This window comes from Cloacibacillus sp. (genome assembly GCA_036655895.1).
Classification (GTDB): Bacteria; Synergistota; Synergistia; order Synergistales; family Synergistaceae; genus JAVVPF01.
The window spans coordinates 23,718-45,085 of sequence record JAVVPF010000012.1 but is presented as its reverse complement, the minus strand read 5'-3'; the positions used below and the strand labels follow the sequence as shown (position 1 = coordinate 45,085).

The window sequence follows — 21,368 nt, the reverse complement described above, 5'->3', positions numbered from 1 at the left end:
TATCCATTATTAAGTATTTTATAATAGGCGTTTTTTAAAATTAGAATATGTTCATTAACTAATTAACTTTTTTTCACAAAGACTACCAAATATATGCCTATTTGCGCCACATAAGCACTAGGTTTGCTTTTATCTTTATATTAACAAAAATATATGTTTATTATTTTACGTAGGATGAAAAAAATAAACCTCCCGTTTTCCACTGGTCTTTGGAAAGGCGGGAGGTCTTTTTGATTTTCAGGCATTTTTGCCTATTGTGGGACAGAGGCGGCGCGGATGTGGCTTTAGTAACCGAGCTCCTCGCCGACCACTATGACGCGGCAGTCGCGGCCGCCGGGCGCGTGTTCTATTATGGAAAGTATGTTGCAGATCCTGTTTGGGCCTTCGCAGTTTGCGCAGATACCCGTCGCGGCGCAGGGCGTTTTTCTGCCGAGGCGCAGCGCGTTTGGCGGCGTGGCTTCGTTATGGACGCGCTTTATTGCGGTCTCAAGGTCCGGCGTTATTTTATTCACGCCTATTATGTAGAGTATCTTGCCCGGCGCCCACGCCATCGCGGCGACCCGGTTGCCGGTGCCGTCGATGTTGACGAGCGTACCGTCGAACGTTACGGCGTTTGTGCTGGTCACCACCCAATCGGAGAGATTCTCCGCGATGAATGCGGCGTTTCTTTCCTCCGCTGAGAACGACGGATCCCAATGGTGCGTAACGCGGCAGCCTTTTGCCTCAAGCGCCGCAGGAAGTCCCAGCTCGCGCACGGTGAGAGTGCCGGGAATGCCGACGGAGGCTCCGTCCGGTATCATTTCAAGCGCCGTTTTAACGGCCTCGTCTCTATCCGCCGCAAATACAGCCCTGTAGCCTTTTTTTTCAAGAGCGCGGCAGAGTACGAGCGCCTTGTTTTTTGCACTTTCTTTTTTTGCCTCTTGGAAGTCCATATAGATGCACCCCTTTATTAATTATTTATACCTTGTATTTTATATCATTTTCCAGCGCGGGTAACAAAAGAGCGCGGCAAAAAATATAAAAAGACCGGCAAGCGAAAAGAGCGCGGAGCGGCCGCCGTAGAGCAGCGCGGAGGGCGCGGCGTCAAACGGAACGTGGTTCTGCGCGCATAGCTCTTTCATGTTGAGCAGGTGTATTACCGGGTAGCCCGCATTAAGCGAAGCTCCGATGAGTCCGTCTCCGGCATACGGCGACGGTTTGAGATGGAGGCCCGGTTCAAGCTTCAGTACGGCGTCGTCGTCGCCCATTGACGAATGTGAGCCTCCGATGCTGATCACCGCCTTTGGATCTATTTTTTTTATGAGCGACATCTTCCACGCCACCATCTCACGCAGATTTTTCTTTGGGACAAGCGGCACGCCGTAGCGCGCGGCGGCATCTCGCATCATTTGGAGCCCCTCGCCGCTTATCCCGCCGCCGTTGTCTTCATCGCCGCCATAAGAATAATAGGTGGCGGCGGTGTGCAGCAGCCCCTCTTTTCGCAGGCGCGCCGCGATGTCGGGCCACGTAGCGCGCGGATCGTTCGCACCGTAGGTGGAAGAACCGAGCGAGAGCAGCATCGTCACCTTCACGCCGCGCGCTTCAAGCGCCGTAAGCACGTTCAGTATCATGCCGGGAAAAGATGAGGAAGAGAGCACCACTACGCTGTCGCCGCGCTTGACGCCCAGAGTGTCTAGCCAGCGCGAGGTGATGACGGCCCATCTTGCGTCCGCCGCCGTACGTTTCGCGGCAGGCGCCCCTATCGTGGTAGTAAGCGGGCTCCATTCAAGCCCTATCAGGCCCGTTGCGTGAGGGTCGTCCGCCTTTGGCGTCGAGATGCCGAGTTCTTTTTTGAAGGCGGTTATAGACTGGTGGGCGCGTGTGACGCGCGCGTAAAGCTTTTCCTCCTCCGGTGAGAGCGACGAGCCGGAAAGATACCAGGCAAGCGCCATAAGAAGCGCCGCAACAACAAGCAGCGCGCCCGCGGCAAGCCGCTTGCGGCGCACGGAGGCCTTATACCCGCGAAAATCTGCTATATCCATTGCAGAAGGTACTCCGACGCGGCTTTGGCGAGCGTTACGAAAAAGAGCGCGGCAAAGGCTGTGATAAAGAGCGATGAAAGCGTCTGCACCGCGCCCTGTCTTTCAACGTCCGCGCCGATCAGTCCCGGCACCACCCAGCCGAACCACAGCGGGTCGGCGGAGGCGCCTCCCGCGGCAAAACGTATGACAAGCGCAAGCAGCATCGCGGTACCTGTGCGTTCGTGTCCAAAAAGCGGCCTAAAGTGCCGGATGAGCCGCAGAACAAGGGCCACCGCCACCGCCACGGCGATGCCAGCCGCGACGCGGCGTAGGTCGCCCATCGTCATTGCCAGAACGCCCGGCGATACTATGCCTCCCGATGAGAGCCCCGTGCGCCTGTGCCATATCATCGAGGCGGCCACTCCGGCCGCTAGGATAAGCGTTAAATTATCTTCCATCTATGCCGCGCATCTTCTTTCCGGCTTCGGTCTCTAGTTTGAATTCCAGCGGCAGTCCGTAGACGGTGTTGCCGCAGCCGAAGCTCTTTTTATTTTTTATTACAAGCGCCTCAAAGGCGGCGGTGCCGCAAAGCGGCACATATTTATCCCTGAGCCGCGGAGGTCTGTCGCCTATTATCTGCACCTCACGCCACGCGGCTGTCTTCATCCACGGATAAAAGGCGTCAAAGCGCGCGCTCCTGTCCGCCCTGTGATTGTAAAGACATACGGTGTCACGAACCTCCCAGCCAAGCTGCGTGAAATAGCTTTCCGTGCTTTGCAGGTCGTTTATTGAAAAGGCGAATGCAAGCTGCGCACCGCCAGTTTCTATTATACAGGAGTCCGCGATGTCGGGCGGAAGGCTCTCCATCGCGGCGCGCGCCACCGCCTCGTCCGCGCCGGATAAAAAACAGGCGGCAAGCGCAAGCGCGATGTTGATCGAAAACGGATGGGGAAGGCTGGGGTCGGGCGCGACGGGAAAGAGAGAAAGCGCACGTTCTTCGGCAAGCAGGCGCATATCTAACCGCACGGCAAGCGCCTCCGGCAGCACGACTTTGCCTCCGCGCGGCAGCGCCTCAGAGAGCGCGCGCAGCACGGAAGTTTCATCGGCGCCCCAAAGCTCCGTGTGGTCCAGTGCGGTATTTGTGAGCACCGTGACCGAAGGCGCTATAAAGGCGGGAAGAAGCCCCTGCAGCGCAGGTGTAACGGCGCTGTTTTCACAGACTACGGCCTGCGTGTCTTGCGGCAGCCGCCGAAACCACCATCCGGCCTCATAGGCGGAGGCGGCGCCGGAACGCATGATGGCGCGCTCGCCGTCGCGCGACAGCTCGCGCGGCAGCACGCCCGTTATGCGCGAACGCACGCGAAGACCGCAGGCGGCAAGGCCCGCGTGTATAAGGCGCGTTACGCCGCTTTTTCCGCGGCCGCCTGTGACGGCTATTCTTATTTCCGGCTTCATGGCCGCGCGCTTCTTTTTAAATCGTTTTTCAGTTCTTTCATTTTAGATCCATTTCGTCTCCCGCGAGTTCGTCAATTTTGCTCTCACATAATTTTCACAAATATAATGTATAATATCTCAAAGAGCTAATAAGAAGGAGGCGTTTCCTTTGAGATATAAAAAAATTCTGGCGGCTTTTGTCTTTGCCGTTGTAATGAGCGCGGCTGCGGCCTTTGCCCATCCGCCGACCGATATCAGCGCGAGCTGGGACAAGGGAAGCGGCACGCTTTCCGTAACGGCGCAGCATCCGGTCAACGACAGGACAAAACATTTTATCATGACGATGACCGTAATGGACGGCAACAAACAGGTACTGCTGAAAAAATATACGGAGCAGCCGACCAACGCCGGCTTTTCGGACAAGGTCCAGCTAAAGGACGTCAAACCAGGCGACAAACTGACGATAGAGCTCACCTGCAACATCATGGGCGGAGCGGCAAAAGAGCTGACCGCGCAGTAGGCTTTTAAAAAAATTTAAAAAATATGAACGAGGCGGCGCTTGCACATGAAAGCGCCGCCTCGTCTATTATTTCAAACCGTCCGCGCGTCAGCGGTTTCTCGTATCGGTAACGGTCCCGTCGCTCCAGTAATATTTGGTGACCGGGCTGCCCGAGCGGGTCACAGGCGCTTCGGCAGATCCCATCCACGAGATGTTCGTCTTAGCCGGATTGCCGTAACGCACGCGCAACGGCGTGTCGGCATCGGGCGTGAAGTCCTTTGTTTCGCCCTGTTTCAGAAGCCCCTCGAACTTGGACTTGCCTCCTACCGTCGCCTTTATCCATATCGTAACGGTCGGAGCCACTCTAAGCACGGCGTTCCCCGCGGCCGGAGGGACGTTTGCGGCGGGCGCAGGCACTCTAGCTGCATCCACGCTTGTCGTGACAGCTGCCGCATCAGATGAGAGAGGCGCTTTGGGAGGCGCCGCCTTCACTGGCACTTTGCCGTCCATCCAGCCCAAATCTACCGAAGCGGGCTGCGTTGCGGCGGGCGCGGAGGCCTCCTGCGAGACGGGCGCGGGAGCCGGCGCTGGCTGTTCGTGCTGCTTTGACTCGACGATCGGCGCAGTGCCTCCGTCAAGCGGAGTGGTCGCGCCGACCTTTATTTCGCTTCTGTACTGCCACGTTATCCAAGCCGCGCTTCCGAGGCAGAGGACAATTACCATATAGACCCATAGGTATGAACTCTTGCGGAATATTTTAGGGTTGCTTGTATAGTTTGCCTCTTCGTCTTCTTTGTTGTAGGCGTCAAGCGCCTCGTTTTTTTTATTTGTCAGTTTGTCGTACCGTTTCCAGAGGTCGTCCGCCTTGAGGTATCCGCAGTACTGGCGCAGAAAGCTGCGGCAGAAGGGGCCTTTGGGCAGGAGTTCCAGCGAGCCGGATTCTATCGCTGACAGATATTTTTGCTGTATTTTTAAGGCGTCGCAGGCGTCGTCCAGTGTGAGGCCCTGCGCTTCGCGGATCTCGCGCAGTTTCGCGCCGAGGACGCGCGCGTCGTCCGCTTTCTTTTGTTCAGGAGTCCTTTCGGCGGCCGTCTTGTCAGTATTCATTTGAGAGAGCCTCCCTGGCAACGGCGCGCCGCATCTCCCGAACAGCTTCGGCGGGCGACGGTCTTCCAAAGACCGCGCTTCCGGCCACAGCCGCGTCGCATCCGGCCTCCGCCGCCTCTTTTATGTTAGCGGGGCTGATGCCGCCGTCTATTTCGATGATGTAGCCAAGCTCGCGTTCCGCGCGCCTGCCGGCAAGCCAGCGCACCTGCTCAAGCGTCTCCGGTATAAAAGACTGGCCTCCGTAGCCGGGGTTGACCGACATTACGAGGACGAGGTCGCAGAGATGCAGCACAGGGTCAAGAGGCTGCGCCGCCGTGCCGGGGTTGATGGAGACTCCGGCGAGCACACCCGCGCCCTTTATCTTCTGGAGCACGCGGTGGATGTGCTTTGCCGCCTCCGCGTGGACTGTAAGCAACGACGGGCCGGCCTCAAGAAACATGTCGAGGAAGTCCTCCGCCGGCTCTACCATTATATGCACGTCAAGGAAGGCGCTCGGGTATCTTTTGCGCAGCGCTTTGACCAGCGCCGGACCATAGGACAGGTTCGGCACGAAGTGGCCGTCCATTACGTCCACATGGAGCCAGTCCGCCTCTCCCTCCAGTTTTTCTATGTGGCTTTCCATGTTCAGAATGTCGCAGGAGAGCAGAGATGGTGAAATTATCATATCTCTGCCGCCCTTAAGCTCTTTTAGTTGAAGCGATCCTGCCATACGAAATCTCCTCCAAGGAAAATAGTTATGCGCGCCTCTCCCGAATAGGGCACGTTCATTGAGATATATTCTCCGCTCTGCGCCAGGCCGTCCTTTAAGACGCGGGTGCCGGAGGCGTCCGTTATCTCTATCTTCAATGAGAGCGGCTTGGAAAGCGGCGGCGCCTGATAACGCACCTTCGCCGTTTTTTTAGAGGCCGTATCCGCAGGCGCGGACTTTGGCGCCTCCGGCGCTTTTACTGCGGGCTTTTCCGCCTTCGCGGCGTCAGGAAGCGTCACGGGCTTTGTCTGCGCCGGTTTCGCCGGTTCCGCGGGCTTGGCCGGTTCCGTCTTCTTTGCCGGCTCTTCCTTCACAGCGGGAACTTTTGACGGTATGACCGCGGGCGTCGTCTCCTGTATGACGACTTTGCGCACGGCCTCCGCGCGTTCCGGGTCACGATCTCCGGCCGCGGGAGGAACCTCCGTCGTCGTTTCAGTCGGCAGCGGCGCTCTTGCGAAGGTGAGGTTTACGAGCGAACCCGCCGGAATTTTGGCTCCGGCGCGCGGCCTTGAGTTCAGCACGCTGCCCACTGGCGCGGAGGCGGAAGGCGCCTCGGCGCTCTGACCGAGCTTGAGGCCTAGCTGTTCAAGCATGTCAATAGCCGCCTGACGATCGCTGCCTGTCAGCTCCGGCACGGCGACGAAAGCGTTCTCGCCCTTCACTCCGCTGCTGACCAGAAGGCCGACCATGCAGTTCGCCGCCACCTGCTGCGGAGAGGCGGGGTTCTGCGCTATTATGCAGCCGTCTTGTTTTAATTTATCTGTGACGCGCACGACCTTGTCGACCTTGAAGCCGGCGTCGCTTAGTTTCTTGACGCCCTCTTCAAACCTCATGCCGCGCACGTCGGGGATGAGCTGTATCGCCCCGCCTTTGCTTACGCGAAGCAGGATCACCTTGCCTTTAGCGACCTTCTCCCCAGCGGGTAGGTTCTGCGAGACCACAGTCTCCGCCGCCATCGGGGAATCGACCTTGTCGACCTTGGCAAGAAGCCCCTTTGACTGGAGCGCGTCGACCGCGTCGACCAACTGCATTCCCGTTACGGACGGAACGTCGGTATCCTTATCCTCGATAAAAACCATCTTTATACCAATGTAGGCGCAGCCGATTATTACGAGAAAGGCAAATATCATTCCCCAGCGATGCAATTTACCCATTACAAAACCTCCGTTACTCCCTTTATTTCCTTTTGGACAAGAGCGCCATATAAAAACCGTCCACCCACGGCAGAGCCGGCATTATTATCGTGCCGTACGGCTTGCCCTTCTGCATGAACTTGGCGGTGCGGCCTATCGGCAGCTCGACTATCTCAGGATGCCGTCCGATGATGTCGGCGGCGACTTTTTCGTTTTCATCGCGGAAGAGGCTGCATGTGCTGTAGGCTATGACGCCGCCTGGCTTCAGCATCTCCACGGCGCGCTCAAGCAGCTGTTTTTGCAGCTTGCTGTTTTCTTCGGCCTGCTCCGGCGTGCAGCGCCATTTGCTTTCGGGGTGTCTGCCCCAGGTGCCGCTTCCGGTGCAGGGGGCGTCAAGAAGTATCATGGACGGCGCCTCGTCCGGCTCAAGCAGGAGCGCGTCACCGTGCTTGAATTTGACGCGGTCCTCCGCGTGGAGGCGCATCATCTCAAAGCGCGCGGATTTGAGCTTTCCCTCGGAAAGATCCCACGCCTCTATTTTAGCTTCGGGCATCAGGTCGGCAAGCTGTCCCGTCTTTACGCCGCGCCCGCAGCACATGTCGAGCACAAGGCCCTCCTGTCTGCGCTTTGCAAGCTGCTCGGCAATTAGCATCGACGATTCGCTCTGCGGCATTATCCGGCCTTCGCCGAAACCGGGAAGGTCGACCGGATAGGGATTGGCCGCCGTGCGCACGGAGTATTCAAGAAACGGCGAGGCCCATGCCTTGCGGCCCGTCGCGTTGTATTCCTCAATATATTTTTCGCGGTCGACGCCGCTTGAAAGACGCAGAGAAAGATAGGTCCTCATGCCGCTGCCGCGAACGAGCTTCTTGGCCTCGGCGATAGAAAGTTCTTTCGACCACTGCGCGGCGGCCCATCCCGGGACGCCCCAGTAAAGCGCCTGGTCGCGCAGAGCAGAGCTTTTGCTGAGGTTCTCCATGAACTTCACGCCCTCGTCAGCCACGGTGTGCAAAACGGCGTTGACGAGGCCTATGTCGCGTTCGTCTCCGTTGTTTTTTATCGCCTGTACTATACCGTTTATGAGCACCGGCAGAGCGAAATGTTTCAGCTCCATGATGCCGGCTATGCCCACCATGAGCGCGTTTGTCGTAAGCTCCGGCAGGTCGCGCGCGTTTCTCTTGCAAAATTTCACAAGCATCGTCTTCCACAGCGCCTGCCTGCGCAGCGTGCAGTAGACAAGCGTCGCCGCGAGCGTGCGGTCGTTCGGCGCTATGTTGGTGTAGACCTTGCGAAGCGCCTCCGACGCAAACGCGCCGCCGCGAACTTCGCCGTATATAGAAAGAGCGGCCTCTAATCCTCTCATGAACCTCAGCTCCTTAAAAAAAGAGACAGCAACTTAATGCCGCCTCCCTTTTGTTATTTACATTTTTTAATCGCGGCGCATGTTTCGCAGCGCGAGAAGACGAACAAGCTGCAGCACCGTCATTACGAGCGCGGCCACGTAGGTGAGCGCCGCCGCGTCAAGCACGGACTTAGCGCCGGTAAGCTCGGAACCAGAAAGCGTATGTGTTTCATTCATCAGCTTCAGAGCGCGCGCGCTTGCGTCAAACTCAAGCGGCAGCGTCACAAGGTGAAAGACGAGCACGCCGCAGAAGAGCAGGATGCCAAAGTTCAGCAGATTCAGCGAGCCGAATATGAGTCCGATGAAGAAAAGCGGCATGGAGAGCGTCGAGCAGAGCTGCACTCCGGGCGCTATCGCGTTGCGAAGGCGCAGGAAGCCGTAATTTTCCTTGTCCTGGATGGCGTGTCCGACCTCATGCGCGGCGACTCCGATGGCCGCTATGCTGCGGCTTGCGTTGACGCTGTCGGAAAGACGCAGCACCTTCGCGCTCGGGTCGTAATGGTCCGTGAGCTCGCCATGCACATGCTCTATGCGGATATTTGTCAGGCCGTTTGCGTCAAGCAGCCGGCGCGAGACCTGCTCCGCCGTCATGCCGCTTGCGGCGCGCACCTCGCTGTACTTCGCAAAGGCGCCCTTTACCTTGAACTGCGCCCATAGCGAGAAAAGCAAAGCTGGTATCAGCACTATTATCGTGGGGTCGAAAAACGGATACATCATCCGAATTACCTCCTAATTCTAAAGTTGATACTATTATAGTCTATAATGGTCAATTTTATTTGTTCTTAGCGTAAAAATCAGCAATTTCATTGACCACGCGCTCCTGCTCTTCCGGCAGAAGCTCCGGGAACATTGGAAGCGCCAGCACCTCTGAACTCAGCATCTCCGCCACGGGGAAATCTCCCGCCTTGTAGCCGAGGTTTGAGAAACAGTGCTGAAGATGCAGCGGCAGCGGATAATAGACTCGCGTCGTTATGCCGCGGCCCTCAAGGAATTTTTGAAGTTCGTCGCGGGATTTGGCTCGCACGACATACTGATGATAGACGTGACGTCCGCCCGCAAGCTCCGCCGGCGGCGTTATGACGTCGAGGAGGTTCTTTTCACCGAAGAGGAGCATATAGCGCTCAGCGACGATGCGGCGTTCCTCGTTCCATCCTTCGAGGTGGCGCAGACGCACGCGCAGTATCGACGCCTGAAGCGCGTCAAGGCGGCTGTTAATTCCAACCTCGTCATGATAATAGGTCTTTCCGGCGCCGTGCACGCGCAGGCTCTTCACCCTTGCCGCGAGCTTTTCGTCGTCGGCTATCGCCACCATGCCGCCGTCGCCGTAGCATCCGAGGTTCTTCGTCGGGAAGAACGAGAAGCAGCTCATTTCACCGACGGAACCCGCGTGCTTTACACGGCCGTCGATCATTCTATGCGAACCGATGGCCTGCGCGCAGTCTTCAATGAGCGCGATGCCGCGGCTTTTGAGCGTTTCGCGGATATCCTCAAGCGGGCACATCTGCCCGAAGAGGTGCACCGGAATGACGGCCTTCGTGCGCGGCGTTATCTTTGCCAGCACGTCCTCCATGTTCAGGTTGTATGTGACAGGGTCTACGTCGGCAAAGACCGGCGTTCCGCCGGTGCGCGTGATGCAGCTTGCGGTCGCGAAAAAAGTGAAGGGAGTGGTGATAACTTCGTCGCCCGGCTTCAGGTCGAGCGCCATCATAGCAAGCACCAGAGCGTCCGTACCGGAGGCGCATCCCACCGCGGACGAGACTTCAAGGTAAGAGGCTATTTCTTTTTCAAGGGCCTCCACCTCGGGGCCGAGGACGAAATGCTGTGTCTCAAGCACACGCAGCACCGCCACATTTATTTCTTCTTTTACTCTCGCGTAATTTCTTGTCAAATCGAAAGACGGAACTTTTGTGATTTCAGTCATAATAATCCTCCTGTATCAATATGCTCTTCGGCTTTCAGGCATCGAAAGCTGCTTGTGTGAGTTATGCAGATGTTCCCTCATTTTATCCTGCGCGTTTTCCTTGTCGCGCTTCGCGATGGCGCGCAGGATAGCCCTGTGCTCCGCAGAGGAAAAATTCTCTTTCTCGTTGAACTGATTGAAGAAAAACATATAAACGTTGGTGCGGAGCATGATATTGTCAACATATTCGCTGAGCACTGAATTTTTTGCGGCCGCCGCTATCAGGCGATGAAAGGCGTTGTTCGCCTCAAGGAACGCGTCGATGTCCTTTGCGGCGAAGGCCGTCTCCTCCGCTCCCAGTATCTCCTCGGCCTTTTCAAGCATACGCCTGTCGATGCCGTTGCGGCAGGCAAGCTCCACGCTCATAGCTTCGAGATATTCCCTCACGCTGTAGGCGCTCTCCATCTCTCCCGACGTGGGAGAGGCGACGCGCGCGCCGCTGTTTGGAACGATGCGGACTAGCCCTTCGTTGGCAAGACGCCGCAGCGCCTCGCGTACGGGAGTGCGGCTCACGCCCATCTCTGTTGCGATTTTGACCTCAAGAAGCCTCTGTGACGGCTTTAGTTCCTTATTTACTATCCTCGCCCGAAGGTCAAGATAGACGAAATCAGATGATGTATTATAAATTTTAGAACGTTCAATCATAACTGCCATAGTCCCCCCAGATGCTTCCTTACCGCCCATTTCCGCAAAAATGCGGAACATGAACAATTAATATTACCATAAAAACCGGCATGTGCAACATTGCGGGAAAGACTTTGCAGAGGTAGGGCGGCGTTCGCGGCGTTGCGAAGAGTTTTTACACGCCGCATTCCGCGCCGTTTTCTTGTCACATCGGTTCTCTTGTGACGGGCGGCGCGGACTGTTTTGCGTTCTTTGACAAGCGGGGGGATTGTGCCGTACAATTAGCCAATGAAAAAACGACTGACTGTGTTATGCCTTTCTTTTGCTACGATCATCGCCTTCGGCTACGCCCTCGGCGGCCTTGGGAGCTGGGCTATGGGACATCCGAAGCCCGTGCCCATTGTCGCGGGGTTTGTCGGCGGCTGTTTCTGCGCGTGGCTCGCCCTTAAGATCTGGAAGATCTATCTGAACGAAATAGAAGAAGAAAATAGAATAGAACGAGAAAAAGAGGAGCGCTTGGACTAATCCTCCGTCCGCACGGAGCGCGCAATGTCCTCCATCTCCGGTCGGTAAAGTCCGACGTGGTTTTTTCCGCCGCGCTTCACATGATAGAGCGCGGCGTCCGCTCGTTTGTAAAGCGTTTCAAAGCTGCGCCCGTCTCTTGGATAGAGCGCTACGCCAAGGCTCGCCGAAACCGATACAGAGACCCCTTCCTCATGCGCCGAAATGCGCAGACCGCCGCATAGTTCGCGCGCCTTTTTTTCTATTCCTGCGTCGTCTGCGATATTTTTCAAACAGACGATAAATTCGTCGCCGCCCAAGCGGCAGACTATATCTTCTTTGCGCACCATGGTGCAGAGACGGTTTGCCGCCTCTACGAGCAGACGGTCCCCTGCGTTGTGGCCCAATGTGTCGTTGACCCGCTTGAAGCCGTCTATATCAATGATGACGAAGGCAAAGGGCGCACCCTCGTCTTTCGTCATGCGCACGATCATCTCCGTGAAGGCGCCTCTGTTGTAGAGATGCGTCAGCGAATCTTCAACGGCGCGGCGCGCGACCTCGATATGAGCGCGTTTTTCCTCGTCTATGTCCGTGAAAAGCAGATATACTCTGATGTCTAACGAGCCAGAAAGCGCCGCGGTCTGTATGTCGAGGTTGCGCCACTTGTACCCGCCCTCTTTATCCGCCACTCTGACGTCCGCAACAAAAGACCTTACGCCGTCGTGGAAGGCGGCAATGAGTTTTTCACGGTTGAGCGCTTCGGCGCACGCGGCCCTGTCCTCTTCGCAGACGAGCTCGTTTATGAAGCGCGCGGCGCTTGCGCTGAAGTTCGCGGTTTCGTCTTCGGCAAAGAAGAGCGCAAGTTTTCCTTCGCGCCGTTCAAAGCCTCCGCGCGACAGGTTGAACTCAAAGAGCGCCATCTTTTCATCCGGGATGGCGCAGATAGTATTTTCCCATTTCTGATAGGCTATCTCCCGCTCGCGCCGTTCCGTAATATCCTCGCTTGTTATGATGGCGCAGGAGGGCTTTCCAGCGTCGTCGCTTACGAGCGTGTAGGTGTACTGCACCCACGCGAAAGCTCCGTCTTTGTTTTTCATGCGCACGACGCAGCCGCCAGTCGGTTCTCCGGCCGCCATCAAGTCGTAGAGCCCCTTAAACGCATCGACGGATTCAGGCGCTACAATGCCGGCGCGGATGGCGGAGTCGGGCAGACCGGGAAATTCTTCAAGCGACGCGCCTGTGTCGGCGTTATAACCCAGCGTGTAGGCGATGCGTGCCTTGATGTCAAACCGGACTATCGCCTTCGTGCTGTGCGAGGCGGCGACGCGGTATTCCATTTCGCTTACGCGGAGTTTTTCTCGTTCGCCCGCTATTATTTTTGTATTGTAGCGCTCTCGCCGCAGCATATAGAGTGCGATGAAAAAAGCCATAACGAAGACGCATGCGCCCATAAAGAGCGCCCCGCGAAGATTCTGCGCCGCCTGCGCCGTGATTATCGAAGCGTCTACGACGTTGAAGAGGAACCAGTCGTTGATGTACAGCGGCTCAAAGACGGCGTACCGGCTCTTTCCGGCTATCGTATAGGCGACGGAGCCGCTCTTTCCGTCACGCAGTTTCTTTTTTAAACTTTCAAGCGGCGTACCGGGCGCCATCTTCGCGCGGCTTTCCAACACTGAAAGCAGATTGACGCGCCCCGTCGCGCGCCGCCCGCCTCCCAAAAGGTATGACTTGGCCCAGCTTCCGATGATCACGCGGCCGTCCGCGCCGCAGATGAAGGAATAGCCGCGTCTGTCATAGGCTTCGGAGACTATGGCTGGAATAAGGCGGTCGGCGTCGTAGGCTCCCATTACCGCGCCCTCGACCACGCCCAAACGCCATATCGGAGCCGCGTATATAAAAAGCGCGCCTCTGTCTTGATGGCTGCTGCCGATATATCCGAGGCTGGTGACGCCCTCAAGCGCTTTTTTATAAAAATCGCTCTGCGCCAGTTCCATGCGCCCCCCGGAGCCGAGCCGCGCGACAGGGTCGGTTTTCCAGCTAACGGCGGCGTAGCGAAAGCCTCCGACGTACTCCGCGTCTTTGAGTATGTCGCGCTCCGCCGTGATGTCGCCCTTATGGTCGCTCAGATATTCCGCCGTCATTTTGACGACGGAAAATTTCCCTTCCATTTTCGCGTTGAATCTATGCACCTGTTCGCGCGCGGAGTCCGTAAGTATCCTCTGGGCGCGCTTGACTTCGCGGTCTTTCGCGATGTGGTAGTTGATGGATATGGCAAGAACCGCTCCCATGATTATGAGGAGCGGTATGACCGCAGCTTGAAGCACTCGTTTACTGCCATTTGTCAATTCAAAGACTTCCTTCGTGTCAGCCCGACGCGTCGGCAGAGAATTTAAAAACGGCGCAGACAAAACGAGAAGGCAACGCCTTCCGTCTGCCTGTACCCTGTTCAAACGAAACGTTGATTATAAAGGTATTATAAAGTCATTGCGAAAGTTTTACAACACGGCGAAATCTTGTGCAAAAGACGCGGTTTGGAGCACGCATTACAGGCGGCGCAGATGTTCAGCCTCTATCGGAAGAAAAAGGCGCTCCGTTATCCGCATAGCGCTTTCTTTGTAGAAGATAAATCCACCGCTCACCGCGGCGGAAAGCTCCGCCCGCGTTTCGCCGCCCTCCGCCATCCGTTTTTTTATCTGCGCGGATATTCGGTTTACTACGCAGCGTTCGTAGTCGCTGTCAAGCACCTCCGCCGCGCCGCGCGCCGCGGTCAAATATTTCGCGGCGTCACAGCAGGCCCCAGCCTCGTAGGCCGCAAGCGCGGAATAGGCGAAGGCCGTGCCCCTGTACCAGCGCAGGTGAAATTTATCAAAGACGGAGCGCGCCTTTTGCAGCACGCAGCCAAGCGGCTCCAAACGGCTGCCGCCGCCAACTAGACATCTGTCGGCGAGCGACTGCGCGTAGAGCGTGTAAAAGAGAGCGGCGCCCCCAAGCAGCTCCGCGCCTTCGCATAGCGTAACGGCGCGCTCGTGCCACGCGTCTGCGCCGTCAAAGTCAAATCGTTTTCGGCATGCTTCGCCCATCCACGAGTAACAGGCGCAGATGGAATAGCGGTACCTCCGCGCGTCGCCAAAGGAGACAAAGAGCGCCTCGGCCTCACGCAGCTGAGAATGCGCCTCCTCGCAGCGTCCCGCAAGCACCTTCGACATTCCGCTTATGCGCAGCCACGTAGCTTTCAGCGGGCCGTTTTCTTCTTCGACGAGCCGCAGCGATTCTTCCGCCGCGCGCAGCAGCGGCTCTATATCTATCCTGTCCATACAAATTGAGCTTAAATGATAGTTCGCCTTTAGGATGCAGCTCCGCTGGGCCTCCGTCCTGCATTCTTCGTTGAGTTCTTTTATCTTTGCGATGCAGGCCGCAGCGCGGCTGTAATTCAAATTATGCGTGTAGTGGCGCCCTTGCAGATTATAAAACTCCGAAAGCAGCATACGCCCCTCTTCATCGCTGAACGATTCGAGGTTTTCCGTTATTTTTTGCTCGACGGAACGGAAATACCGTTCGATATTATTCAGCTTCAGCACAGAGACGCCGCCCGCGCCGCTTAAGATAAAGGGCTGGGCCGCGCTGCCTCCTGTCGGGAAATATTCCTGCGCCATATTCAAATAGCCAATTATATTTTTTATGACATATTCGAGATATTTTTTAAGGAGGCGGCTCTTTTCAAAATGGTAGATGAGCTTTGGAAAGACGAAAGCTCCGTGCGCCTGCGACGAAAGGATGCTCTCAAAGTAGAGGGCTATATTTTCATGGAGCAGCCTTCTTTTGATAAAGGAAATATGCTCGTAGACGTATTCCATTATTTTCTGATGCGTGAAACGAAAGACTACGCCCCCGGAGCCCGTCTCCTCGAAAATAAACTTTCTGGCGATAAGCCGTTCAAGTATCTCGACCAGCCTCCGCTCATCTGTGCGAGAGATGTTCGACAGAGTTTCAAAGGTGGCGCCGTCCGGCATCATGGAGATCAGTTCAAGTATTTGCAGCGCCTCTTTGTCGATGCTCAAGATACGCTGGCGGATGACGTCGCCCAGTTTAGGTGTAAATCCCGCAAGCGAGCCGCTGAAAGAGATGTTGTTCAGCATTTCGGTGATAAAAAGCGGATTGCCCTCCGTCTCTCGAAAGAACGCTCGGTTAAAGGCCGCGTCAAACTTACAGTCCGGCAGGAAATTTTGAGCGAAATCGGCGGTCTGCGCCGGAGTAAAGCGCGGCAGCTCATATTCTTCCAGAAAGCCGGAGAGTTTCAGGCCGCTCGTCAGCCGCTCCGTCTCCGCGGTCTGGTCGTTCCTGCAGCCCATGACAAATAAAATGGTGCGGTTTTTGTCCATCGTGACGATGTTGCGTATAAGGGCGAGGCTGGCCGGGTCGGCCCACTGTATGTCGTCTATTTTTAGTATGAGGCGGTTGTTGGCGCAGTACCGAACGAGCGCCTTTACCATAAAATATTCCTGACCGGCCGTAAAAAGTTCGTCTGCGGGCGGCACGACCGAATCCGGGCTTGGAAAGAGCGCAAGCACAGCGCGGCGCAGCACCTGCGCCGCGGCGGAGGTGTCGTGCGAGATGGTTTTCAGCAGCTGTTCAAAGAGGTCATACCAGAGTTTGAGAAGAAAGGTCTCCTCCGCCTGATAGCAGCGCACCGAAATGAGCGCGGCACGGCCGGCAAGCGGTACGGACTCCACGGCCCGCTCCATGAGCGCGCTCTTTCCGATACCCATCTCACCTCTGACGAGAAAGCTTGTCGTTTGCGCCTCTTCGACGAACAGACGAAGCGCGCGCGATATTTGATTTAGTTCCGCCTCGCGTCCGTAAAAAAATCTGTTTCTTGCGCCCGCGAAAGAGACGCCCTGCGCGCTTTCTGCGGCGGCGCAGCGTCTGTTTTTTATTTCAAGCGCCGTTTGCTGCGTCTCTTCTTCCGGTTCCTGAAGGAACTCCTTCCACAGAAGATTTTTCAGCTCTTCGTAGCTCTTCGCGGCAAGCGCGTACTCCCTCTGCTCTCCCAACGACAGCAGCAGGTAGCGCCAGCCAAATTCGTCATATCTATCCGCGTCCGCAAGCAGGCCGCAGAGACTGCGGCAGAGGCTGAAATCTTTTGCCTCAAAGGCTGCCGTTATCTTTTCTTTTTTTTCTTTACAGTAATTATTTTTGATATAACGCCCAGTTTCCGCCGCCCAGTTGTTGAAATCATCGTTGTCCTTCAGATAGAAATCCCGCAAAAATTCTTCCCAGCGCTCCAAAGAGGCTCCGTCGTCCGGCGCGCCCGTTACGTCCATTTTTACGACGCGCGCTTTGTTGAGCGCCATCACCTGTCGGGCCGGCTCCGTAATAAAATCCGCGCCAAGCTGTTTTCTGATCACATAAACGGTGTTGCGCAGGTTTGACTTTGCCTTCTCGTCGGTGCATCTGTCTCCCCAGAGAAGATCGCAGAGCTTTGCTTTCGAGGCCTCTTTGTTGACGGCGAGGTAATAGATAAGAGCGTCGGCGTGACGGAAGGGAAAGCGGACGGCCGCGCCGTCTACGGCTATCTGAGGTGAGCCCATCATTTTGATTGCGATTTTTCCTGTCTCCATCTGGGCTCCCCTCGGCGGATAAATATTTTATTGGCGGATAAAGGACGTTTACATTTTTCATTCTATATCCGAACTCAGCGGTTGTAAATGCGGCGTTGCCGCGCAGCGTAGAGCCAGCGTCAAATTTCATTGCGCGCGCCGCGGCTTTTTTAGATATTTTTTTGACGAAAATTCCACGAAAGTTCGACGGCCTTTTCATAAGATAGGAGCCAGTCTGCGGCAGACGCGTTATTTTTTAATAAAGCGAAGGCGGGACCAGCTCGTAAAACAACCAGGTCAAATATTATTGTGGAGGTGTAAAAATTGGAAAATTTGCTGTGGGCCCACGATCTTGAATCAGCGCAGCGCTGCGGCGCAAAAGAAGCCGTCGTAAGCGCAGGATGCTGCACAATGGCTGAAAATCTTCCGATTGGCTGTGTTGCCGTTATCTTGGAACTTTTGATAAAAGGCGCGGCCGAGAAAAATTATTCCGATCTTAAGAAAGCGGCGGAGAAATGTCTTGCGTCAGGCTCATTGCCGGAGCTGCCCTTCGACCGCGCCGACGAAGAGACTCTTGCCGCGATACTGACGGAGGCTCTTGCAAAAGAAGCCGCCCTCTCCTGCGGCGAACGCGCCTTTGTTAAAAGCTGCAACTGCGTGACGCTGGGCATGGCCGCATATATCTGCGCCCGCGCCGATATTGCCGTGAAGACGGCCGACGTCGCCGTATCCATGAACCTTGAAGCCATACGCGGTGAATTAGGCGCTTTTGACAAAAGGCTCCACGAACTGGGACGCCCCTTCCCCGGACAAATCGAAACCGCCGAAAACGTGCGCCGCATCACCGAAGGCTCGCAGCTTACGACGGACGAAGGCAGATACGCCTACGGGTACGACAAAAAACCCCGTGTGCAGGACGCCATCTGCGTGCGCGCGACGCCGCAGACGCACGGCGGAGCGCGCGACATCTTCCACTGGTGCGAAGAGCAGGTCGTAAAAGACTGGAACAGCGGCGCAGCGGAGCTATACAGGACAGAATACGCGATGAACGCTCTTGCGACGGCCCTTGCCGACCTTGCGCACATCAGCGAACGCCGCGGCTTCCGCCTCAACGACACAAGGCTCTCCTACGGGCTGCCGATGAACCTCGTAGCGGACGAACTTGGCATCAACTACGGCTTCCCCATCGTCCAATCGACTCAGGCGGCGGAGACTGCGGAGCTGAAACTGCTGACGCTGCCGACGGCGGCGATAAAGCGCACGAACTCCTGCCACGCCTATTTCGCCGTAAGCAGGCTCTTTGAACTTATCCTCAAGCTGAACCGCGTCATGGCGGTAGAGATCTTGATGTCCGCACAGGCGCTTGACATCGTGCACGCCAAGATCCCCGAATTTGCGTTCGGAGCCGGCACAAAAGCGGCCTACAGACGCCTGCGCGAGGAGATTCCGATGATGGTAGAAAACCGCTTTACGGCGCCCGACATGATAGCGGCGGAACACCTGACGGCCGGCGGCGAAATACTGAAGGCGGCCGAATCCGCCGTCGGAACATTGAAGTAAGGGAGGAATCGTTGTGGGAACATATATTTTAGACGGTTATACACTCACTGTAGACGACGTTGCGAAAATATTGAGCGACGACCGCCCAAACGTGACAATTTCGGACGAGGCGCGCGCTCGCTGCCTCAAGACGCGCAAACAGATAGACAAATGGCTTGAAGTAGGCGCGCCCGCCGTATACGGCATCAACACCGGCCTTGGCGCGCTGAAAGACGTGCCTGTGCCGCCCGACAAACATATCGAATGGAACAGGACTCTGCCCTACGTCCACGGAGCCGGCTTTGGAGATTATCTGCCCGCCGTCGTTACAAGGACGGAGCTACTTCTTCGCGCAAACATCCTCTGCCGCGCCTACTCCGCCGTGCGTGTGGAACTGATAGAAAGACTGCTTGAGATGTTCAACCGCGGGATATCGCCCGCGGTGCACGGCGACGGCTCCACCGGACTGAGCGACCTCGCGCCCATCGCGCAGAACATAATGACCGTGGCTGGGCTTCCAGGCGCAAGAGCGATCGTAAACGGCAAAGTCGTGCCTGCCTCCGAAGCATATCGCGCGGCGGGAATGGCTGAGACCTTCGTCCTCGAATGCAAAGAGGTCCTCGCGCAGATGAACGGCTCCACAATGAGCCAGAGTATCGCCGTCGTCTCCTTCATCAAATTCTCCTGCCTCTTTGAAAAATACCGCGCCGCGGTAGGCGGCAAAGCCAGCAGCGAAAAGATAGCGGCCTGCGAAGAGACCGCGGCCTTCGTCGGCAGGATACTGGACTTTGAAAACAACATCACCTGCGACAACCCGAACCTCTTCGAGCTCGAAGACGGAAGCTATGAGGCCGTCATGGGCTGCAACTGCAGCAACACGCAGGTGGGATACGCGATGGACCTCTTAAGCGTAGTAATAGCGGAGATGGCCTACGACCTAGTCGAAGCAAACGGCGAAACGCCTCGCGCGGCAGCGCTATTAAACAGGCTGCGCGGCATGACGATGCAGGTCAGCGCAGATTCCATCCCCACCAAGGGCGGACAGGAAGACCACGTCGAATTCAGTTATTCCGCAGCAAGAAAAGCCGACAGCGGCATAGATATCTTAGCCGACCTGATGACGGCATAAAAACCACCGGCAAGATTTAGCTTGTAGCCGAGTATATGATGCAACCTCCAATGGAGTGCGAAAGTATAGAGCGCTCCATTGGAGGTTTTTTGCAGCGGAAATTTAAGATCAAAGACGGTTTTATTATCAAGACAAAATTGAATACCGCAAATATTGTGCTGGCGCAGGCGTTTTGACTGCACAATAGAGCAGGATTTCTAAATAGCGGACCTTCAATGTTCCATTACAAAAAGAGTTTGTGTTCTTCCAATGTTGTTATACAAATAATCTAACAGGCTAAACAAGTCGTCCATATTTTGGGTGTATACATCGAGCATATAGTGATACTCCCCAGATACGACCCACACATCATATACAAAATCGATCTTCTTCAATTCATTGAGCATCGCCCCAACATATTTGTCCGTTTTTATCAAAACAAAGGTATGAACTTGATATCCGAGCTGCTTGAAATCTATTTCAGCGTGATACCCTTTGATATACCCCTTCTCTTCTAATTTTTTAGTACGCTCATAGATTCGCGGTATAGAGATGTTGACACGTTCTGATAACGCCTTGCAGGTTATCTTGCAGTTCTTTGCCAACTCAGAGATTATTTCATTATCAATGTCGTCGTTGTCTGGTGAAATATCATAGCGTATCATTTTTTACCTTCTTTCTATGTTGCTATGTTGAATTCTTAGGATTTTGCAAAGTATATACGCTGGACCAAATATGAGCAATATAGTGAGTATTTGCACTATCAAAGCACCTTCCCTGAGATTGTTTTAGGAAACGGCGCAGCGGATAGATTGCTTTATTTTTTCAAAAGATATTTCAATAGAACCGTGTACAAAATAATTTTTTGTTTTTTCCCTCTAAAACGATAAAATAACAGACCCAAAGCTAATATCTCAAAAATAAAATTATATCCAATAAATCACTAAAATATTACACTTAGTTAAGAAAAAATATGCTAAATAGACATTTTCTAGCATCCACCTAAACGGGCTGACAGAAGAGTCAGCTCTACTCTAGTTTGGAAGGAGAGATCTAATGTTAATCAAAACTGTACTGCGCGTGTTAATTATCATGGGGCTCGTCTTTCTGCCCTCGCGTGAGCTTGCCGCGGGAGAGTTTCCTGAAGCAGCCTACCGCTCCATGCTTTTAAAACACGAAAAGTTTTTAGCCTCAATAAAAAATAACGATGTAAAAAAAGCCTACTTCGCTTCGCATTTGGCCTTTATAGACTACTTCGAGAGTGAAAAAGAGAATCTTGGCATATTTGACGAAGAACTCAAAATTCACGGCAAGGCTTTTCACATATACAGAGATAATTTGCAAGCAATAATTGACCAAAGAGAATTAGAAATCAACTCGCTTGCGCGGAACAACTCCAACTGGCTCTCTCAAAAGACGCGAGAGCATCTTATGAGGTCATTCAAAGCGGTAAATCAGCGCGTTCCCTACGACAGGGGAGAACCGCTGCGTCCCAGCTTCCGCGCAGTCGACAGAGCATGGAAAAGTTTTGTTGAAAGAGAGAGGGCATTCTACCTCCTTTTATCAAAAAAAAACGGAAGGCCTCTTAAGGACTGTACAAATGTGCTTTACGAGGCCAGAGCCGCCAACCTTTATCGAGAGTACAAAGGAGTGATAGCGATAAAAATAGAAAAAGAGGATTAAACCGCTTGAGTTGGGAAATGTATGCGCTGAATC

General features: G+C 55.0%; 19 protein-coding genes. 5 read left to right on the top strand and 14 right to left on the bottom strand.

All coding sequences use genetic code 11. The annotated features are described in order from the left end of the window. Positions 1-284: 284 nt before the first annotated feature. From RRY12_05430 to RRY12_05415, 4 genes are read right to left on the bottom strand one after another with little or no spacing between them, the layout of a single operon-like run. Positions 285-932, bottom strand: coding sequence for a lactate utilization protein (locus tag RRY12_05430; GenBank protein ID MEG2184097.1), 648 nt, complete (start codon positions 930-932; stop codon positions 285-287). Between the two features lie 39 nt (positions 933-971). Further along, complete coding sequence (gene pgsW, locus RRY12_05425) at positions 972-2,021, bottom strand: poly-gamma-glutamate system protein (protein ID MEG2184096.1); 1,050 nt, start codon at positions 2,019-2,021, stop codon at positions 972-974. Further along, complete coding sequence (locus RRY12_05420; GenBank protein ID MEG2184095.1) at positions 2,012-2,458, bottom strand: poly-gamma-glutamate biosynthesis protein PgsC/CapC; 447 nt, start codon at positions 2,456-2,458, stop codon at positions 2,012-2,014. The genes pgsW and RRY12_05420 overlap by 10 nt, the downstream gene beginning before the upstream one ends. Then, positions 2,448-3,455 carry a capsule biosynthesis protein CapB gene (locus RRY12_05415; GenBank protein MEG2184094.1) on the bottom strand — a complete coding sequence of 336 codons (1,008 nt, stop codon included), beginning with the start codon at positions 3,453-3,455 and terminating at the stop codon, positions 2,448-2,450. Before RRY12_05415 ends, RRY12_05420 begins: the two co-directional genes overlap by 11 nt. Positions 3,456-3,603: 148 nt before the next feature. Here RRY12_05415 and RRY12_05410 point away from each other — a divergent pair, with 148 nt between their 5' ends. After that, positions 3,604-3,954, top strand: a complete 351-nt coding sequence (locus RRY12_05410) for a hypothetical protein (protein ID MEG2184093.1) — start codon at positions 3,604-3,606, stop codon at positions 3,952-3,954. Between the two features lie 87 nt (positions 3,955-4,041). Here the strand turns inward: RRY12_05410 and RRY12_05405 are convergent, their stop codons facing one another. The 7 genes from RRY12_05405 to RRY12_05375 form a co-directional block, all read right to left on the bottom strand. After that, positions 4,042-5,040, bottom strand: coding sequence for a DUF4115 domain-containing protein (locus RRY12_05405; protein MEG2184092.1), 999 nt, complete (start codon positions 5,038-5,040; stop codon positions 4,042-4,044). Beyond that, positions 5,030-5,749, bottom strand: coding sequence for a ribulose-phosphate 3-epimerase (rpe, locus tag RRY12_05400; protein ID MEG2184091.1), 720 nt, complete (start codon positions 5,747-5,749; stop codon positions 5,030-5,032). Before rpe ends, RRY12_05405 begins: the two co-directional genes overlap by 11 nt. Next, entirely contained in the window at positions 5,728-6,942 is a 1,215-nt protein-coding gene (locus tag RRY12_05395; GenBank protein ID MEG2184090.1) for a PASTA domain-containing protein, read from the bottom strand. The genes rpe and RRY12_05395 overlap by 22 nt, the downstream gene beginning before the upstream one ends. Before the next feature lie 22 nt (positions 6,943-6,964). After that, entirely contained in the window at positions 6,965-8,284 is a 1,320-nt protein-coding gene (locus RRY12_05390) for an RsmB/NOP family class I SAM-dependent RNA methyltransferase (protein MEG2184089.1), read from the bottom strand. A gap of 66 nt (positions 8,285-8,350) precedes the next feature. Continuing rightward, the gene (locus RRY12_05385; GenBank protein MEG2184088.1) at positions 8,351-9,040 is read right to left on the bottom strand and encodes a zinc metallopeptidase; all 690 of its coding nucleotides are present in this window, start codon (positions 9,038-9,040) and stop codon (positions 8,351-8,353) included. Positions 9,041-9,095: 55 nt separating this feature from the next. Continuing rightward, a complete protein-coding gene (locus RRY12_05380) occupies positions 9,096-10,244 on the bottom strand; it encodes a DegT/DnrJ/EryC1/StrS family aminotransferase (GenBank protein ID MEG2184087.1) in 1,149 nt (382 codons plus the stop codon). A 15-nt stretch (positions 10,245-10,259) separates the two neighbouring features. Further along, a complete protein-coding gene (locus tag RRY12_05375; protein ID MEG2184086.1) occupies positions 10,260-10,937 on the bottom strand; it encodes a GntR family transcriptional regulator in 678 nt (225 codons plus the stop codon). A gap of 258 nt (positions 10,938-11,195) precedes the next feature. On the opposite strand from RRY12_05375, the gene RRY12_05370 reads away from it, so the two are divergent. Next, positions 11,196-11,432 carry a hypothetical protein gene (locus RRY12_05370; GenBank protein MEG2184085.1) on the top strand — a complete coding sequence of 79 codons (237 nt, stop codon included), beginning with the start codon at positions 11,196-11,198 and terminating at the stop codon, positions 11,430-11,432. Here RRY12_05370 and RRY12_05365 read toward each other — a convergent pair. Together RRY12_05365 and RRY12_05360 are read right to left on the bottom strand one after the other, a co-directional pair. Next, a complete protein-coding gene (locus RRY12_05365) occupies positions 11,429-13,753 on the bottom strand; it encodes a diguanylate cyclase (protein MEG2184084.1) in 2,325 nt (774 codons plus the stop codon). The two genes, RRY12_05370 and RRY12_05365, sit on opposite strands and share 4 nt — an antisense overlap. Before the next feature lie 198 nt (positions 13,754-13,951). After that, entirely contained in the window at positions 13,952-17,026 is a 3,075-nt protein-coding gene (locus tag RRY12_05360) for an AAA family ATPase (protein ID MEG2184083.1), read from the bottom strand. Between the two features lie 303 nt (positions 17,027-17,329). On the opposite strand from RRY12_05360, the gene RRY12_05355 reads away from it, so the two are divergent. Both RRY12_05355 and RRY12_05350 read left to right on the top strand, forming a co-directional pair. After that, positions 17,330-18,565 carry an aromatic amino acid lyase gene (locus tag RRY12_05355; GenBank protein ID MEG2184082.1) on the top strand — a complete coding sequence of 412 codons (1,236 nt, stop codon included), beginning with the start codon at positions 17,330-17,332 and terminating at the stop codon, positions 18,563-18,565. A gap of 13 nt (positions 18,566-18,578) precedes the next feature. Next, positions 18,579-19,673: an aromatic amino acid lyase gene (locus RRY12_05350; protein MEG2184081.1), complete on the top strand. Its 1,095-nt coding sequence runs from the start codon at positions 18,579-18,581 to the stop codon at positions 19,671-19,673. A gap of 212 nt (positions 19,674-19,885) precedes the next feature. On the opposite strand, the gene RRY12_05345 is transcribed toward RRY12_05350, so the two are convergent. Further along, positions 19,886-20,317, bottom strand: a complete 432-nt coding sequence (locus RRY12_05345; GenBank protein MEG2184080.1) for an Lrp/AsnC family transcriptional regulator — start codon at positions 20,315-20,317, stop codon at positions 19,886-19,888. A gap of 391 nt (positions 20,318-20,708) precedes the next feature. Here RRY12_05345 and RRY12_05340 point away from each other — a divergent pair, with 391 nt between their 5' ends. Then, a complete protein-coding gene (locus RRY12_05340; GenBank protein MEG2184079.1) occupies positions 20,709-21,335 on the top strand; it encodes a hypothetical protein in 627 nt (208 codons plus the stop codon). The last annotated feature ends 33 nt before the right edge of the window (positions 21,336-21,368 follow it).